This window comes from Bradyrhizobium sp. (genome assembly GCF_019242285.1).
GTDB lineage: Bacteria > Pseudomonadota > Alphaproteobacteria > Rhizobiales > Xanthobacteraceae > Bradyrhizobium.
The window spans coordinates 1-16,735 of sequence record NZ_JAFAVV010000281.1; the positions used below are offsets into that span (position 1 = coordinate 1).

Here is a 16,735-nt window from a genome sequence, read left to right on the forward strand (position 1 = left end):
GGCTGGAGGCGGAGTTGGAGAACAGCCGCTTTGCCGCGGCGGCAGAGTAGCGCTCCGCTTCCCTTCTCCCCTTGTGGGCAGGGTTATCGCATATGAGCTCGAGCCATCGGCACGACCGGTCACCCTCCCCCGGAGGGGGAGGGTCGGCTCACATGAAGCGAAGCGGAATGTGAGCCGGGGTGGGGTGATGCTTCCGCGCGCACACTGTCTAATACGGAGAGACCGCCACCCCACCCCAGCACGCATCTCGCTTCGCTCGATCGCGTGCCGACCCTTCCCCTCGAGGGTCCTTGTGGGCGAACGTGGCGCAAAGCACAGCTCAGCCACCCTGCGCTGCTGGGCTATTTCAAACTGTCCAGCTCGTCGATCTCCGGCGGCTTCGACTCCTGCGAGAGCATCTCGTCTGCGATCGGCTGGAATGCACCGCCCGCGCTCGCCATTTCGTCAGCATGCATGAACCCGGAACGCGCGCCAGGGCCGAGCCGCACGGCGGAGTGGGTGACGTGCTCTTCGGGGGCGCCCCATACGAAATCATGCAGCACTGCGACGCCGTAATCGTCGGGGGCTAAGAATTCCCCAACACCGCGCACGATCGCATAGAACACAATGAAATTGATCAGGTTCTCCGCATAGGTGAGCGATCCCGCGACGAAGTCCCGGGTGTCGGTCCGATATGAGGCATGCTTGTATTGCGGCGCTTCCGCAGTCCTCAAGACGCTCTTCAAGGCGAATCTGTTGTCCCGGCAGCGGCGGAGAATTCGGTCGCACTCGGCCATCTTTGCTGCCATCTCGACATTTGAGAAATCTTTGAGGTCCTTGTCGTCGCTCCCGCTAGCGTATTGTCCCCCCATATCCCGCCAATCGGTCCAGCGCGAGGCCAGCGCGACCGGAGCATCAAGCCACTGCACGAGCCTCGGACGATCGATGCGCAATTTGACGAAAGCGGATATCGGCTCCGACATCGATCCTTCACCCGTGCTCGCTGGCAGCGGACAATTCCGCTGGCCAGCAGCCCAAAGTAAGGCGTCGACTTGGCCCAAACGGGATATTTTGCAAGCCCGAGGCGCTACGGCGCGAGCGCCTGCCGTGCCGCCGGCTTGCGTTCCACCGGATGAATGTCGATCGCCCTGAGCCTGCCGAGCCGCAACACGTCCATCGCCAGCGTCCTGCCGACGCGGTCGCGGTCGAGCACGCGGATCAGGTCATCGACGCCGTTGATGTCGACGCCGTCGAGCCTGATCACAACATCGCCCGGCAAGAGCCCGGCCTGCGACGCCGGACCGTCCGGCTCGATCTGCGCGAGCAGCGCGCCCATCTGGTTCTGGACGCCGGCGACCACCGCGTGGCGGCGCGGGATCGGTGCGGTCTGGCCGGCGACGCCGATATAGGCGCGGCGGACATAGCCGTGGCGGATGATCTCCGACAGCACGAACTGCGCGGTGTTGCTGGCGACCGCAAAGCAGATGCCCTGCGCGCCATTGATGATCGCGGTGTTGATGCCGATCACCTCGGCCTTGGACGACACCAAGGGCCCGCCGGAATTGCCGGGGTTGAGCGCGGCGTCGGTCTGGATCACATCCTCGATGGTGCGGCCCGAGACCGAGCGGATCGAGCGGCCGAGCGCCGACACCACGCCGGCGGTCACCGTCGATTCGAAGCCGAGCGGATTGCCGATCGCGATGACGAGCTGGCCGCGGCGCAGATGCTTGGAGTTGCCGAGCGAGGCATAGGGCAGATCGCGCACGCCGTTGGCGCGGAGCAGCGCCAGATCGGTGTCGGGATCGACCCCGAGCACGCGTGCGTCAGTGACCGCACCCTCGGTGTCCCGCAACCTGATCTCCTTGGCGGCGCCGACCACATGGCTGTTGGTCAAGACCAGACCGTCGGGCGAGATGACGATGCCGGAGCCGAGCCCGCCGCGCTCGCGCGCGGTCCTGACCTTGGGCCCGGTCTCGACCCGCACCACGGCCGGCCCGACCTTCTCGGTCACGCCGATCACGGCATTGGAATAGGCGTCGAGCAGCGCCTGGTCGCTGACTTCAGTTTCCGGGTGAGAGGCCGCCGACAGGCCGTCGGCAGAGAAAGCGGAGGTAAAATCCAACATGACAAGATTCCTTCAGCCACGTCAGATGGTTGGCGGACTGCCTTCGCGCAAGGGCAGAGCTGCCATCCGAGATGGGGGCTTCGGACCGGCTACGCACCCCCGGCGCAACGGAAGCGTAGCCCGCATGAGCGCCGCGACATGCGGGATTCCCAGGTATCGTTCCGCCTTCGCTCTCCGAGCTTCGGCGGACAAGTCGCTCACCCGGGCTAGGAAACTACAAAACTACGGCTCCCCAAAACTACGGCACCCCGCGCAGCTTCGCCGGCCGCGCCTTGACCGGGTCGAGCAGCGACCAGTCGCCGTCCGGCAGGACGTGGCCTTTCGGGAACGGCGCGCGCGGCTCCAGGCCGAGCGAACGCAGCACGCGGTCGTCGCGGTAGTAGCATTGCAGGATGACGCGGGCGAGCGTCGCGGCAGGCAGGCCGCCGCCGGCGCGGAATTCCGTCACCACCGCTTCACGCTTGGCGCCGTCGAGCGCCGCGAGCGGCTCACCGGCCAGCCGCGCGATGTGGTCGAGCGCGGCCGAAACCTGCTTCGTGTCGCGGCCGAGCGTCGCCAGAATGTCGGCCTGGATCGCGGCGTCATCCGCGCCGGGCACGTCATATTCGCTGCTCGCCGGGATCATCATCGCGGCGACGCTGCGGAGATCGTCCTGCTGCCTTGGGGTGAGAGCATGGTCGGCGGTCATCGAAATCCTCAGTCGAACAGATTGGCGAGGCGCTGCTTGATCTGGTCGGCGACGTAGAGCGCGATCGCCTGGATCGTCGATGTCGGGTTGACCCCGCCGGAGGTGACGAACACGCTGCCGTCGACGATGAACAGATTCTTCACGTCGTGGGAGCGGCCCCATTCGTTCACCACGCTCCTGTCGGGGTCGGTGCCCATCCGCGCGGTGCCGAGCAGGTGCCAGCCGCCCCAGGGGATCGGGCTGTTGACGCAGATGTCGGTCGCGCCGGCCGTCTCGAGAATCTCGCGGCCGCGTGCCAACCCGTGCGCCATCATCTTCTGGCTGTTCTCGGAGATCGTGTAGTCGATCCTCGGCGCCGGGATGCCATGGCTGTCCTTCAGCACGGGATCGAGGGTGACGCGGTTGTGCGTCTCCGGCAGGTCCTCGCAGATCGCCGAGACGTGCAGCCGATGGCCGTTGAGCCTGCGGAAGATGCGGTGATGGTCCGGCCCCCACGGCAGGATGCCCTTCTGCTCGCTCACCACCGCCTCGAACACCGGCCCGGCGCCGCGGCCGAACTGGATGCCATAGCCGCGCACGAAGCCGCGCGTCAGGTCGGTGTCGTAGAATTCCTTGCTCCACAGGCAGGTGGGTGGCGCCCGGTTGGAATCGGTCGGCTCGCTGACAAAACCATAAATCTGAGCATAGGGGTGGAACATCAGATTCCTACCGACCAGACCGGACGAGTTGGCGAGGCCATCGGGGAATTTGCCGGATGCCGAGTTGAGCAGGATGCGCGGCGTGCCGACACCGTTGCAGGCGAGGATCACGACCTCGGCCGGCTGAAACTGCTCGACACCGTCCTCGTCGTAATAGACGACACCGGAGGCCATGCCATGCTCGTTGGTCGTGATCTCGCGCACCCGGCAATGGGTCTTGAGCTCGACACCGGCGCGGAGCGCCTGCGGCCAATAGGTGATGTCGGTCGAGGCCTTCGCGCCCTGGGCGCAGGCCGGCGTGCAATGGCCGAGATTGATGCAGCGCGCCCTGCCCTCATAGTCGGTGGTGGCGACCGTGGTGTCGGACGGCCACCAGTGCCAGCCGAGCTTGTTCATGGCGTTGGCGATCAGCGGGCCGGAGAGCCCGAGCGGCTGCGGCGGCATCGGCGGATGGGTCAGCGGCGAGCGCGGATCGCCTGATAGCCCCGAGACGCCCATCATGCGGTCGTTCTCCTCGAAGAACGGCACCAGCGTATCGTAGTCGATCGGCCAGTCGTCGGCGACGCCGTCCAGCGTTCTCACCCTGAAGTCGGACGGATGCAGCCGCGGCCAGTGCGCGGTGTACATGATGGTCGAGCCGCCGACGCCGTTGAAATTCACGACCTTGATCGGCGAATGGTCGTCGTTGATGGGATAGTCCTCTGGCCTGCCGCGGATGTTCGGGCTGGTCGACCACTCGCCATAGAACTTCGCCTCCCAGTCGCGCCCGGTGCTCGGATATTCCGACGGCTTCATCCAGCCCCCCTGCTCGAGGCAGAGGATGTGCATCTTCGTGTTGGCCAGCGACCACGCCACCGCGGCGCCGGAGGCACCGGCACCGATGATCAGGACGTCAACGGCTTGGTTCATTTCCACTCCTGTCATTCCGGGGCGATGCGAAGCATCGAACCCGGAATCTCGAGATTCCGGGTTCGCTCGCGGCGCTCGCGCTCCGGAATGACAACACAACAATCAATCCAATATCCTTACCGGCAGGGAGCGGATGCCGCGGATGAAATTCGAATAGAGCCGGACCGGCGGCCCCATCATCTCGAAACGCAGGTCACGCGCCAGAATCTCCTCCCAGAGGATGCGGAGCTGCTGCTCGGCGAGCCGGTCGCCGACGCAGCGGTGGATACCAGCGCCGAACGCGAGATGCTGCCGCGGCTTGTTGCGGTCGATGATGAAGGCGTCGGCACGCTCGATCTTCTCCTCGTCGCGGTTGCCGGAGATGTACCACATCACGACCTTGTCGCCCTTGGCGATTCGGCGGCCCGCAAGCTCGGTGTCCCGCGTCGCGGTGCGGCGCATGTGCAGCACCGGAGTATGATAGCGGATGGTCTCGGAGACGAGGTTCGGGATCAGGTCGTGCCGCGCGCGCAGCAGCTCGAGCTGCGCGGGGTTCTCGACCAGCGCCATCAGGCCCGCGCTCATCGAGTTGCGCGTGGTGTCGTTGCCGCCGACGATCAGGAGCGCGAGCGTGCCGACGAATTCCCTGGGATCCATGTTGCGGGTGGCGTCCGAATGGGCCAGCATCGAGATCAGGTCGAAGCTCGGCGACCGCTCGGCGCGCTGATCCCACAATCCGCGGAAGTATTTCCCCATCCTGTCGAGCTCGGCGAAGCGCTCGTCCTCGGAGTGCACGACAGCGTCGGGCGAGTGGACATTGGCGATCGCGACGTCCGACCACCAGGTCAGCTTCATGCGATCCTCCCATGGAAAATCGAACAGCGTCGCCAGCATCATGTTGGTGAGGTCGATCGAGACGCGCTCGACCCAGTCGAAGGTCTCGCGGCGCGGCAGCGCATCGAGCACGTCGGAGGTGCGTTTGCGGATCAGCGCTTCCAGGTTGACGAGATTGGACGGCGCCACGATCGGGGCGACGGTGCGACGTTGCGCCGTATGGCGCGGTGGGTCCATCCGGATGAAACTGCCGCGTTCCCGCCCCTTCGGTTGATCCGCGACCTGGATGCCGCCGAGCTCGGAGGCGGAGGAATATGTCTCGTGGTCGAGCTCGACGGTGAAGATGTCGTCGTAGCGCGTCACCGACCAGTACGGACCGTAGGACGACGCCTCGCAATAGTGCACGGGGTCGTCGCGCCGGAGCTGCGTGAACAGCGGCCGCCAAGTGTCGTCCTGGTAGAGTGTGGGATCGCTGACGTCGATCGACGCCAGCTGGCGCAGCGCTTGGGCCATCGTCTCGCCTCCCTCTTGTATACCACCGCTACGAACGGGCGATCTGCACGCCGACGATAGGGGCAGAACCAGCCATCCGTCAAAGGCTGCGACGTTGCGGCGCAACCCTGCCCTTCCCGCCCGCATGGATTGAGCGTTTGTTCGCGCGCGAGAGAGTCGGTAGTTTGGCGCAAATATGAGCCTCGGAGCAGCGCCAACGTGTCCGCGTCAGCAGAAAAACAACCAGACTCGTCCGACCCGGCACCCGCACTCGATTTCGACGTCATCGTCATCGGCGCCGGCATGTCCGGCATGTACCAGCTCTACCGGCTACGGGAGCTCGGCCTGCGCGCCCGCGTGTTCGAGGCCGGCACCAATGTCGGCGGCACCTGGTACTGGAATCGCTATCCCGGCGCCCGCTTCGATTCCGAGAGCTATTCCTACGGCTTCTCCTTCTCCAAGGAATTGCTGGAGGAATGGGACTGGTCCGAGCATTTCGCCGGCCAGCCGGAAACGCTGCGTTATCTCAACTACGTCGCCGACAGGTTCGACCTGCGCCGCGACATCCAGTTCAACAGCCGCGTCAGCGCCGCGGTCTATGACGAGGCGACGTCGAGCTGGACCGTCGCGCTGGCGGACGATGGCCGTTTCACCGCACGCTTCCTCGTCACCGCGATCGGGCCGTTGTCGACCCCGACATGGCCGCGCGTCGAGGGGATCGACAGTTTTGCCGGACAGTCCTTCCACACCGCACGCTGGCCGAAGGAGCCGGTCGATTTCGCCGGCAGGCGCGTCGCGGTGATCGGCACCGGCGCCACCGGCATCCAGACCATCCAGACCATTGCGAGCCAGGTCGGCCACCTCACGGTGTTCCAGCGCACCGCCAACTGGGCCGCGCCGCTGCACAACGGCAAGATCGACGCCGAGACGCAGGCGAAGATCAAGGCCGGTTATCCCGAGATGTTCAAGCGATGCCAGGAGACGTTCTCCTGTTTCCTGCACACGCCCGATCCGCGCGGCGCGTTCGAGGTGACGGACGGGGAGCGCGAGGCGTTCTACGAGAAGCTCTATGGCGAGCGCGGCTTCGGCATCTGGCAGGGCAATTTCCGCGACGTGCTGATCGATCGCGCGGCGAACGCCACCATCAGCGACTTCGTCGCGCGAAAGATTCGCCAGCGTGTCAAGGACCAGAAGGTCGCGGACAAGCTGATCCCGAAGAACCACGGTTTCGGCACCCGCCGGCTGCCGCTGGAGACGTTCTATTACGAGGTCTACAACCGCGACAATGTCGAGCTGGTCGACATCAAGGCGACGCCGATCGAGCGCATCACGCCGAAGGGCATCAGGACCACCGAGAAGGAATACGAATTCGACATCATCATCTACGCCACCGGCTTCGACGCCATCACCGGCTCGTTCGACAAGATCGACTTCCGCGGCGCCGACGGCGTCCGGCTGAAAGACAAATGGAAGGCGGGACCTGAGACCTATCTCGGCCTGATGATCCACCAGTTCCCCAACATGATGATGCTGATGGGGCCGCACACCGCGCTCGGCAACATCCCGCGTTCGATCGAATACAGCGTCGACTGGGTGACCGGCCTGCTCCGTTTCGCCCGCGACCGCGGCCTGACGCGGCTGGAGGCGACCGAGGCCGGCGTCGAATCCTGGACCGACCACGTCAAGGCGCTGGGGGTCGGCCTCCTCTCCAACGAGGTCGATTCCTGGATGACCGGGATCAACTCCAATGTCGAGGGCAAGCAGACCCGCATCGTCGCACGCTACAGTGGCAGCGCACCGGCCTACCGCGCCCGTTGCGACGAGGTTGCAGCCCGAGGGTACGACGAATTGCGCCTCGGTTGATCCACCAAAGCGGTGGACTCGCGGACGGCAGGTCGTGGTAGGATGCCGCCGGCCAAGTCGACCTGCCCGCCCCCCCGAAAATCGCATGCCTTCCCCTAGATTTCCCCTTTCCCTGATCGTCGGCGTTCTGCTCTGCACCGGCCCCGGTCGGGCGGAGACGACAACCGTCAAGGACGGCAACGTGATCCGGCTCGGCGAGGCGATCTACCGACTCGACGGCATCGACGCGCCGGAGTTCGACCAGACCTGCATCGACGATCAGGCCGAGCCGTGGGCCTGCGGGATCGAGGCGCGCGACAGCCTCACCCGATTGATCGGCGGACGGCCTGTCCGCTGCGAGGATCTCGGACCTGACAAGATCTCCAAGCGGCGGCATGTCGGGGTGTGCACCGTCGAGGGCGAGATGTCGAGCCTGAACCAGGTGATGGTGCGGCAGGGTCTCGCGCTGAGCGCCGAGCCTGCCATCAAGGTCCACTTCAAGGCCGACGCCGACGCCGCCAAGGCCGCGACCCGCGGCTTCTGGCGGGGCTGCTTCGCGGCGCCGCAGGATTTCCGCAGCGGCAAGAAGGACGGCGAGCTGTCCGGCGCCGCCTGCCGCTCCGACCGCGACAAGGAGATTCGCGCGGCGCTGTTTCCCGACAACCTTCAGGCGCCGCCCAATTGCGCGATCAAGGGCCTGTTTGCCGTCCGCGCGCACATCACCGGCAATGTCGGCGTCTACCACATCCAGGGCTGCCCGAGCTACGCCGGCGTGACGCGGCCGGACCGCTGGTTCTGCTCCGAGGAGGACGCCCAGGCCGCCGACTTCCGCCGCGCCTACAATTGCAAGCCCAAGCCGTCGAAGTGATTGATCGATGATGCAGTAGGGTAGGCTAAGCGGCCGCGTGCACAGGAATCTGCCACGCAAAGGTAGAAGCGTGCCCACCACCCGGAGCGACGCTGTCGAGAGAATGGTGGGCACGGCGCTTGCGCGCCTTAGCCCACCCTACGCCTGCAAGCCGAGGCCGTGATGAGCGCTCAGCGCTGCATCCGCATGATCTGATCCATCGGCAGCATGTTGTGATTGAGATTCGCCATGATCCAGAGCGAGCCCGCGATCACCAGGAACACGATCAGCAAGCCGAAGGCGAGCGCCAGCACGTTGTTGGTGTTGTCGGGTCCCGTGGTGATGTGCAGGAAGAACACCAGGTGCACGCCCATCTGGGCGATGGCGAGCACGATGATGGCGACGGGAATGGAAGGCTCCCAGACCAGATCGGTGGAGGCGACGAAGAACGAGGTCGCGGTCAGGATCACGGCGAGACCGAGCCCCGTGAGATAGCCGATCAGCTTGAGGCCGACGCCCCTCTGCTCTTGGTCGCCCGGCGCGAGATCGCTCCGGCGGTGCCATTCGAAACCCTGATCACTCATGACGCACTCCCGAGCAGATACACAACTGAAAAAACCGCAACCCAGATGATGTCGAGCGCGTGCCAGAACAGCGCAAAACAGAGAAAGCGACGCTCGATGTCCGCGCGAAATCCCTTCGCGAACACCTGGGCCATCATGGTGAGTAGCCAGAGGATTCCGGCAGAAACGTGCAGGCCGTGACATCCGACCAATGTGAAGAACGCGGACAGAAACGCGCTGCGCGAGGGACCATCGCCGCGCATGACGAGAGCGGCGAATTCACGGCCCTCGATCGCGAGAAAGGCGAGCCCGAGCACGCAGGTCACCGCCATCGCAAGCTGAAAATAGAGCCGGTTGCGCGCTTTGGCGGCGATGCTCGCCATGCCGCAGGTGAAGCTCGACAGCAAGAGGCAGCCGGTCTCCACCGCGACGTTCCTGAGATCGAACAGCTCCGAGCCCTTCGGCCCGCCGGCGGTATTGCCCAACAGCACCGCATAGGCCGCGAAGAAGCAGGAGAACATCACGATGTCGGAGAGCAGGAAGATCCAGAAACCGTAGCCGGTCACGATCCGCTTCGGCGCCGGACCTTCATGCGCGGCGACGACGTCCTGCATGCCACGCAGGCGGTTCGGATCGCCATGTGCGTGATCGAACGTGGTCTCGGTCATGGCGCGGCCGCCTCGAGCTGCATCCCGGCACGCCGCTCGGCGAGATTGGCCCGGTCGATGCGCGCGACGTCGTCGGCCGGGATGACATACTCGTCATGGTCGCGCCAGGCGAACACCACGAAGGTCGCGAACGCGCCGATGCCGCCGAGCGCGACCATCCACCAGATGTGCCAGATCAGCGCAAAACCCATGATGGTGGCGAAGAAGGCGCAGACGAAGCCGGTCGGCGAGTTGCGCGGCATCTCGATGTCCCTGTAATCCGGCCCGCTCTTCTGTAGATCCTGCGCCCTGGCGTGCGCCTTGATCCGCCAATAGGCGTCCTCGCCCGCGACATCGGGCATGACTGCAAAATTGAACACCGGCGGCGGCGAGGCGGTGGCCCATTCCAGCGAACGGCCGTCCCAGGGATCGCCGGTGCGGTCGCGCAATTCGGCGCGGTGGCGGATGCTGACGACGAGCTGCATGATCTGGCAGAGGATGCCGATCAGGATCAGCACGGCGCCGACGCCCGCGACCATCATCCACGGCCGCCACGCCGCGACGTCGTAATGCTGCATCCGCCGGGTCATGCCGAGCAGGCCCGCGGCATAGAGCGGCATGAAGGCGACGTAGAAGCCGATCAGCCAGAACCAGAACGCGGCCTTGCCCCAGCCCTCGTGCAGACGAAAGCCGAATGCCTTGGGAAACCAGTAGGTGTAGCCGGCGAACGCGCCGAACAGCACGCCGCCGATGATCACGTTGTGGAAATGCGCGACCAGGAACAGGCTGTTGTGCAAGAGGAAGTCCGCAGGCGGCACCGCGACCAGGACGCCGGTCAGCCCGCCGATGATGAAGGTGACCATGAAGCCGATCGCCCACAGCATCGGCGTCGCGAAGCGGACGCGGCCGCCATACATCGTGAACAGCCAGTTGTAGATCTTCACCCCGGTCGGCACCGCGATGATCATGCTGGCGATGCCGAAGATCGCGTTGACGTCGGGCCCTGCGCCCATCGTGAAGAAATGGTGCAGCCACACCATGAAGGAGATGATGCAGATCGCCATGGTGGCGAGCACCATCGAGCGGTAGCCGAACAAGGGCTTGCCCGAGAACGTCGATACCACCTCGGAGAAGATGCCGAACGCGGGCAGGACGAGGATGTAGACCTCAGGATGACCCCATGCCCAGATCAGGTTCATGAACATCATCACGTTGCCGCCGGCCTCGTTGGTGAAGAAGTGGAAGCCGAAATAGCGGTCGAGGATCAGCATCGCGAGCGTCGCGGTCAGGATCGGGAACGCGGCGACGATCAGGAGATTCGACGCCAGCGTCGTCCAGCAGAACATCGGCATGCGCAGATAGGTCATGCCCCTGGTGCGCAGCTTGAGAACGGTCGTCACCAGATTGATGCCGGCGACCAGCGTGCCGACGCCGGAAATCTCGAGCGACCAGGTGTAGTAGTCGACCCCTACGCCGGGCGAATAGGTCAGTTCCGACAGCGGCGGATAGGGCAGCCAGCCGGTGCGCGCGAACTCGCCGATCACGAGCGACATGTTGACGAGCAGCGCGCCGGTCGCGGTCAGCCAGAAGCCGACCGAATTGAGCGTCGGGAACGCGACGTCGCGCACCCCGAGCTGCAGCGGCACCACGAGGTTCATCAATCCGATCACGAACGGCATCGCCACGAAGAAGATCATGATGGTGCCGTGAGCGGAGAAGATCTGGTTGTAGTGCTCCGGCGGAAGGTAGCCTTGCGACTGAAACGCCATGGTCTGTTGCGCCCGCATCATGATGGCGTCGGAGAATCCGCGCAGCAGCATCACCATCGCGAGCAGCGTGTACATCACGCCGATGCGCTTGTGGTCGACGCTGGTGATCCATTCCCGCCACAGATAAGGCAGATGGCCGGCCAGCACGACCCAGGCCAGCACCGCCAGGATCGCCACCAGCACCACTGCGCCGGCGACCAGGGGAATCGGCTGATCGATCGGGATCGCAGACCAGGTGAGCCTACCGAACATGCGTCCCCTCGCAGATCGGCTCAGGCAGGTTCGCGCTCAACCGCGATAGAGGGCTGGGCTCCTGCTCCGGGCCCGGGCCCGGCGCGATCTTCTGGGTCGAAATGGCCTGGAACAGCTCGGGATCGTCGAGGCGGTAGACCGGCTTGTCCTTCGGCACCGATTGCTTGAGGAGCCTGGTGTAGCTTTCCTGGTTCAAGGCCTGGTCGCTGCGGACCGTCCTGCTCGCCCAGTCGTCGAACTGAAGCTGCGGCACGACATGGACGTCGAACAGCATGTCGGGAAAGCCGTCGCCGCTGAAATGCGATGACAGGCCCTGATAGTCGCCGACCTCGTCGGCGCGGAGCTCGAGCCGTGTGACCATGCCGTTCATGGTGTAGATCATGCTGCCGAGCTGCGGGATGAAGAACGCGTTCATCACGCTGGCCGATGTCAACTGCAGATGCAGCGGCGCGCCGACCGGCACCGTCAGCGTGTTGACGCCGGCGACGCGCTGATCCGGATAGATGAACAGCCACTTCCAGTCGAGCGAGACCACCTGGACCGTGATCCCGGGCCCGGTGCCCTGGACCGGCTGCGCCGGATCGAGCTGATGCGAGCCGATCCAGGCCACTCCGCCCAGGAGGATCACGGTCAGCGCCGGGATCGACCACACCACGAGCTCGAGGCGGCCGGAATAGGCCCAGTCGGGCAGATATCGCGCGCGGCTGTTGGAGTGCCGAAACCAGAAGGCGAATGCGAGAATGGCCGCGATCGTGGGCAGCACGATCGCCAGCATGATACCGATCGAATCGATCAGGATAGTCCGCTCCGCGGCCGCGATCGGCCCCTGCGGATCGAGAATGTTCATCCCGCGACCAAACCCCCGACGTGGCCCCCTCGCACACATCGGGCGGCCAACGCCGCATTGCGGCATTCGTTCCAACATCAGGAAGCGGATCGACGATCTTTTTGATGATGCGCTTCAGAACGCGAAGTTCCACCCGATCCATTCGCAAAGGCCGCGGCCCATCACGTCCGTGAGATCGTCACCCCTGAGCCACGGCAATTCCTCGGTGAAGAATGTCACGCATTGGCGGTAGCTGCACGTCATTCGCGTGATGTCGGTACCCCAGAAGAACCGTTTCGGCCCGAACGCGTCGAAGATGCGGTGCAGCCCGTCCTGGATGTTCGCGAAGGGATATCCCTGAGTCGAATAATGCGGCGCGCCGGTCGCCTTCACCGCGACATTCGGCAGCTTGGCGAGCGCGACCAGTTCGTCCAGATGAATGAACGCCTCGGCATCCTGTCCATGGCGATTCAGCCCGCAATGGTCGAGGATCAGCTTCAGGCCCGGGTGGCGCTCGGCGATCTCGCGGAATTTCGGCAGGAACAGCCCGCCCATCATCGCGATCGGCAGCCGTTCGCGCTCGGCTGCCGGCCACAGCCAGTCCAGCGAGCCGTCATCGAGCCACTTCTGCTGTGCGTCCGACAGGAACGACCAGCGCAGGCCCACCATGCCGGGCTGGTCGCGCCAGGTGGGGATCAGCGCGCGGTTCTCCGGCCGGTCGAGCGGAAACTGGCCCATCACGGCGAACCGGTCCGGGTATTTCCGCGCCGCCGCGACCGCGACCGCGTTGGCACCGGGATCCCATCCGGATGGCGGATGGATCAGCGCGGCGGCAACGCCGGCCGCGTCCATTTCGGCCAGCAGCTCCTCGGCGGTGAACTTTTCGACCTTGCGGTGCAGTCCGGTCGGCGGCGTCACCGTCTGCGACCAGATATGCGCCTGAGCGTCGATGATCTTCATGGTGCATCTCCCCGCCGACTGTCCTGTTGTCCCGATCATGCAGGGATGGGCTGCAATACTGCAACTTGGAATCGCTGGCATCAGCTAGGCTCGTCTCCTCGAAGCTGGTATCGATTTCAGGTGTCAGCCATTGAGGATCAGGACTTCGAGATGGACAACCGCAGTGAGATTTGGCGCGGGGTGGATGAGATCAAGCCGCGCTTCGTCGCCTTGAGCGACACGGTCTGGGGCATGCCCGAGGTGTGCTACACCGAGGCTCGCTCCTCGGCGGAACATCTCGCCGAATTGCGCCACCAGGGTTTCCGCATCACCGAGAATGTCGCTGATATCCCCACCGCGCTGATGGGCGAATGGGGCGAAGCCGGCCCGGTGATCGCCTTCCTCGGCGAATACGATGCCCTGCCCGGCCTGTCGCAGGAGGCCGGTGTCGCCGAGCATCGTCCGATCGAGACCGGCGGCCACGGCCATGGCTGCGGCCACAATCTGCTCGGCTCGGCGGCGCTGCTCGCCGCGACCGCGGTGAAGGACTGGCTCGCCGCGACGAAGACGCCCGGACGCGTGCGCTACTATGGCTGCCCTGCCGAGGAAGGCGGCGCTGCGAAAGCCTTCATGGTGCGCTCGGGCGCGTTCGCCGACGCCGACATCGCCATCACCTGGCATCCGTCGAGCTTCTGGGAGGTGGTGGTGACGCCGTCGCTCGCCAACACCCGCGCCGATTTCAGCTTCACCGGCCGCACCTCGCACGCTGCCGCATCCCCGCATCTCGGCCGCAGCGCGCTCGACGCGGTGGAGCTGATGAATGTCGGCGTCAACTACATGCGCGAGCACATGCCGAGCGACGCCCGGGTCCACTACGCGCTGCTCGACACCGGGGGCATTGCGCCCAACGTTGTGCAGGCCCACGCCCGCGTCCGCTACTCGATCCGCGCCCGCGACCTGCCCGGCATGAACGAGTTGGTCGCGCGCGTGCACAAGATCGCGCGAGGCGCGGCGCTGATGACCGAGACGAAGGTCGAGATGCGGATCGTCTCCGCCGTCTCCAATCTCCTGCCCAACGCTCCGCTGGATCAGGCGCTGCACCGGATCATGGAGGAGCTCGGCCCGCCGCATTTCGACGCGGCCGACGAGGATTTCGCGGCGAAGATTCGCGCCACGCTGACCGAGAAGGACATCGCCTCGGTGTACTACACCATCGGCATGGACCCGACCGACCGGCCGCTCGCCGATTTCATCGTGCCGCTCGATGCCAGGCGCAACCCGCAGATCGGCTCGACCGATGTCGGCGACGTGAGCTGGGTGGTGCCGACCGCGCAGGTCCACGCGCCGACGGTCGCGATCGGCACGCCGTTCCACACCTGGCAAGTGGTCGCGCAGGGCAAGACGCCGGCCGCGCACAAGGCCATGGTGCAGGCTGCGAAGGCAATGGCCGGTCTCGGCGTCAAGGCGCTGAGCGAGCCGGAATTGATCGAAGCCGCCAAGGCCGACCTCGCAAGGCGCACCGCGCGCACGCCCTATGTCAGCCCGTTGCCGGAAGGCGTCGCCCCGCCGCTCGACATGTCGGTGATGTGAGGAAGGCGGATCTCACACGACGTAGCCTCCGCAGGACGCTTCGGCGATTCGCCGATTAACTTTCTTGGTGGGATCAAACCACAACTGCGGCATCGGCGGTGCCCACCTCTCCCCCGCTGGGGGAGAGGCGAACCGCCGCATCAGAAGTGGACCACGGTGCGCGCGCCGAGAACCCAGGCGTTGTCGGTCTTGATGCCGGCGCCGTTGAACCCGCGCCCACCGGGATTGATCACGTACTGGGCGTCGAACTTGAGGTTCATCCAGCCCGTTGCCTGCCAGCCGTACCAGGCTTCGAGCGGAACTTCGTTGCCGCCTGCATTCGGGCCGAACGCGGCCGAATTGACGTGGGTCGTGCCCACCGCGAAGCCGACCTCGTCATCGGGTCGCCAGGTGAATGTTCCGGTGTGCTTGACGCCGAAGGCGGTCTGGTAGTCCTGGAACGACGTCCGGTGATCGGCAACGGTCGTATTGAGGAAGACATACCAACCCTGCGCCTTGGGACCGTCGACGGTCACCCGTTGCAGGATCGACTCATAGATGCCGTAGCGGCCTCTTTGATCGCCCAGGTTCTGGTCCGGCACGCCGCCGACGCCCGGGATGGTCTGGATGATCCCCGGCAGACCGCCATCGATCGTCGATGCACTGTCATACCAGCCACCGAATCTCCAGGTCCCGTACAGGGGGCCGCTCGGCGACCAGGTCAATTCCACCGGCACCAGCACGCCCGACGCAGCGCTCGAGTTAGGGACGCCGGGCAGGAAGTAGACGGTCGGATCCGACGTCGTCAGATAGTTCGGATTGGCGTCATAGACGCCGGCCGAAATCTTCAATTCCTTGGTCAGGTTGAAGTGGGCGACACCGGCCCATTGGCTCACCGGCCAGTTGAAGATGTAGCCACCCTGGATGTTGCCGGGCTGGCCGCCGCAGAAGGTCAGGTTGATGAATTCGCACTCACCGAAGAAGAAGTCGGAGCCGACGGGAAGACGGCCGCCCTTCAGTTCGAGGCGATCGTCGAACAGCTTCTGCGAGTAGTAGAGCTCGGTCAGGCGCAGAATGTTGCCGCGGCCGAACACTTCGTTGGTGAGCTGCAAGGCGGGAATGCCGGCCTCGGTATTCAGATTGTCGCCGAAGCGGTCGACCAGCGTGAGGCCGACGGTGCCGCCCTGGATGCCGAAGAGCTTTCCCATATCGGCCTTGGCCTGAAACCAGAGTTGTCCGGCATTGGCCCCGGTGTTCTTGTTGCCGCCCGACAGGTTGGTGACGGCTTCGTCACCCAGCGTCAGGGCCAGGGAGATGCCCTGCTCCTTCAGCTTGGTTCGGCCGAGATCGCCGAACAAATATGGCCTCGTCCAGAAATTGTCATCGACATAGGGAAGCGGCGGCGCCTTCGTCAGGAGATCGGCCGCATGCGCACCACCGCTCAACAGAGCAGACAAAACAACCCCTACGCCGCACATACGTGCGGTCGCTACAGACTTGTACAACACTTTGATTGGTCCTTCCGGCGTCCCAGGCTTTGTCTATTCTTGCGTCACGTGCCGGCCAAAGCCCTCGAGCCCGGCACGCGCTTCTTCCCCGTCACCTCGATTTCGCCGCCCATCCCCTGCGGCCATATGTCAACTTGAGGTTGGACAATAATCCAGCAAGCGCTGAGATACCGCAATTAGTAATACTATATCTCGACCCGATTAGTGATAACTGTGACGGAAGGATCACAGATGGGGTTGCACCTGTTGCTCTCGTGCAGCGACGCGAG

General features: G+C 64.9%; 14 protein-coding genes. 3 read left to right on the forward strand and 11 right to left on the reverse strand.

Annotated elements, in window-relative coordinates:
* Window positions 1-341 precede the first annotated feature (341 nt).
* The 5 genes from JOY90_RS10780 to JOY90_RS10800 all read right to left on the reverse strand — a co-directional run bounded on the left by JOY90_RS10780 (window position 342) and on the right by JOY90_RS10800 (window position 5,725).
* The gene (locus tag JOY90_RS10780; protein WP_291691120.1) at window positions 342-962 is read right to left on the reverse strand and encodes a hypothetical protein; all 621 of its coding nucleotides are present in this window, start codon (window positions 960-962) and stop codon (window positions 342-344) included.
* Between the two features lie 104 nt (window positions 963-1,066).
* Entirely contained in the window at window positions 1,067-2,104 is a 1,038-nt protein-coding gene (locus JOY90_RS10785; RefSeq protein WP_291691121.1) for a trypsin-like peptidase domain-containing protein, read from the reverse strand.
* Between the two features lie 238 nt (window positions 2,105-2,342).
* Window positions 2,343-2,792, reverse strand: coding sequence for a hypothetical protein (locus JOY90_RS10790; protein WP_291691122.1), 450 nt, complete (start codon window positions 2,790-2,792; stop codon window positions 2,343-2,345).
* An 8-nt stretch (window positions 2,793-2,800) separates the two neighbouring features.
* Window positions 2,801-4,399, reverse strand: coding sequence for a GMC family oxidoreductase (locus tag JOY90_RS10795; protein ID WP_291691123.1), 1,599 nt, complete (start codon window positions 4,397-4,399; stop codon window positions 2,801-2,803).
* A gap of 102 nt (window positions 4,400-4,501) precedes the next feature.
* Window positions 4,502-5,725, reverse strand: a complete 1,224-nt coding sequence (locus JOY90_RS10800) for a cytochrome P450 (RefSeq protein ID WP_291691124.1) — start codon at window positions 5,723-5,725, stop codon at window positions 4,502-4,504.
* Window positions 5,726-5,923: 198 nt separating this feature from the next.
* Here JOY90_RS10800 and JOY90_RS10805 point away from each other — a divergent pair, with 198 nt between their 5' ends.
* Window positions 5,924-7,567: an NAD(P)/FAD-dependent oxidoreductase gene (locus tag JOY90_RS10805; protein ID WP_291691125.1), complete on the forward strand. Its 1,644-nt coding sequence runs from the start codon at window positions 5,924-5,926 to the stop codon at window positions 7,565-7,567.
* An 85-nt stretch (window positions 7,568-7,652) separates the two neighbouring features.
* Window positions 7,653-8,414, forward strand: a complete 762-nt coding sequence (locus tag JOY90_RS10810) for a thermonuclease family protein (RefSeq protein WP_291691126.1) — start codon at window positions 7,653-7,655, stop codon at window positions 8,412-8,414.
* Window positions 8,415-8,584: 170 nt separating this feature from the next.
* Here JOY90_RS10810 and cyoD read toward each other — a convergent pair whose 3' ends face one another.
* From cyoD to JOY90_RS10835, 5 genes are all read right to left on the reverse strand, one after another.
* Window positions 8,585-8,977, reverse strand: a complete 393-nt coding sequence (gene cyoD, locus JOY90_RS10815; protein WP_291691127.1) for a cytochrome o ubiquinol oxidase subunit IV — start codon at window positions 8,975-8,977, stop codon at window positions 8,585-8,587.
* A complete protein-coding gene (locus JOY90_RS10820) occupies window positions 8,974-9,624 on the reverse strand; it encodes a cytochrome (ubi)quinol oxidase subunit III (RefSeq protein WP_291691128.1) in 651 nt (216 codons plus the stop codon). Before JOY90_RS10820 ends, cyoD begins: the two co-directional genes overlap by 4 nt.
* Window positions 9,621-11,624, reverse strand: a complete 2,004-nt coding sequence (gene cyoB / locus JOY90_RS10825; protein WP_291691129.1) for a cytochrome o ubiquinol oxidase subunit I — start codon at window positions 11,622-11,624, stop codon at window positions 9,621-9,623. The genes JOY90_RS10820 and cyoB overlap by 4 nt, the downstream gene beginning before the upstream one ends.
* Window positions 11,614-12,471 carry a cytochrome ubiquinol oxidase subunit II gene (locus JOY90_RS10830; protein ID WP_291691130.1) on the reverse strand — a complete coding sequence of 286 codons (858 nt, stop codon included), beginning with the start codon at window positions 12,469-12,471 and terminating at the stop codon, window positions 11,614-11,616. The genes cyoB and JOY90_RS10830 overlap by 11 nt, the downstream gene beginning before the upstream one ends.
* Before the next feature lie 114 nt (window positions 12,472-12,585).
* A complete protein-coding gene (locus tag JOY90_RS10835) occupies window positions 12,586-13,410 on the reverse strand; it encodes an amidohydrolase (RefSeq protein WP_291691131.1) in 825 nt (274 codons plus the stop codon).
* 150 nt (window positions 13,411-13,560) lie between these two features.
* Between JOY90_RS10835 and JOY90_RS10840 the strand changes: the two genes are divergently transcribed.
* A complete protein-coding gene (locus JOY90_RS10840; RefSeq protein ID WP_291691132.1) occupies window positions 13,561-14,979 on the forward strand; it encodes a M20 family metallopeptidase in 1,419 nt (472 codons plus the stop codon).
* A 140-nt stretch (window positions 14,980-15,119) separates the two neighbouring features.
* Here JOY90_RS10840 and JOY90_RS10845 read toward each other — a convergent pair whose 3' ends face one another.
* Entirely contained in the window at window positions 15,120-16,436 is a 1,317-nt protein-coding gene (locus JOY90_RS10845; RefSeq protein ID WP_291691133.1) for a carbohydrate porin, read from the reverse strand.
* Window positions 16,437-16,735 lie beyond the last annotated feature (299 nt).

Bases quoted from the DNA above. Each gene is read 5' to 3' on its own strand.
- JOY90_RS10830 (WP_291691130.1), bottom strand. From the start codon at position 12,471: ATGAACATTCTCGATCCGCAGGGGCCGATCGCGGCCGCGGAGCGGACT.
- JOY90_RS10835 (WP_291691131.1), bottom strand. From the start codon at position 13,410: ATGAAGATCATCGACGCTCAGGCGCATATCTGGTCGCAGACGGTGACG.
- cyoD (WP_291691127.1), bottom strand. From the start codon at position 8,977: ATGAGTGATCAGGGTTTCGAATGGCACCGCCGGAGCGATCTCGCGCCG.
- JOY90_RS10780 (WP_291691120.1), bottom strand. From the start codon at position 962: ATGTCGGAGCCGATATCCGCTTTCGTCAAATTGCGCATCGATCGTCCG.
- JOY90_RS10785 (WP_291691121.1), bottom strand. From the start codon at position 2,104: ATGTTGGATTTTACCTCCGCTTTCTCTGCCGACGGCCTGTCGGCGGCC.
- JOY90_RS10845 (WP_291691133.1), bottom strand. From the start codon at position 16,436: ATGTGCGGCGTAGGGGTTGTTTTGTCTGCTCTGTTGAGCGGTGGTGCG.
- JOY90_RS10795 (WP_291691123.1), bottom strand. From the start codon at position 4,399: ATGAACCAAGCCGTTGACGTCCTGATCATCGGTGCCGGTGCCTCCGGC.
- JOY90_RS10820 (WP_291691128.1), bottom strand. From the start codon at position 9,624: ATGACCGAGACCACGTTCGATCACGCACATGGCGATCCGAACCGCCTG.
- JOY90_RS10810 (WP_291691126.1), top strand. From the start codon at position 7,653: ATGCCTTCCCCTAGATTTCCCCTTTCCCTGATCGTCGGCGTTCTGCTC.
- cyoB (WP_291691129.1), bottom strand. From the start codon at position 11,624: ATGTTCGGTAGGCTCACCTGGTCTGCGATCCCGATCGATCAGCCGATT.
- JOY90_RS10800 (WP_291691124.1), bottom strand. From the start codon at position 5,725: ATGGCCCAAGCGCTGCGCCAGCTGGCGTCGATCGACGTCAGCGATCCC.
- JOY90_RS10840 (WP_291691132.1), top strand. From the start codon at position 13,561: ATGGACAACCGCAGTGAGATTTGGCGCGGGGTGGATGAGATCAAGCCG.
- JOY90_RS10790 (WP_291691122.1), bottom strand. From the start codon at position 2,792: ATGACCGCCGACCATGCTCTCACCCCAAGGCAGCAGGACGATCTCCGC.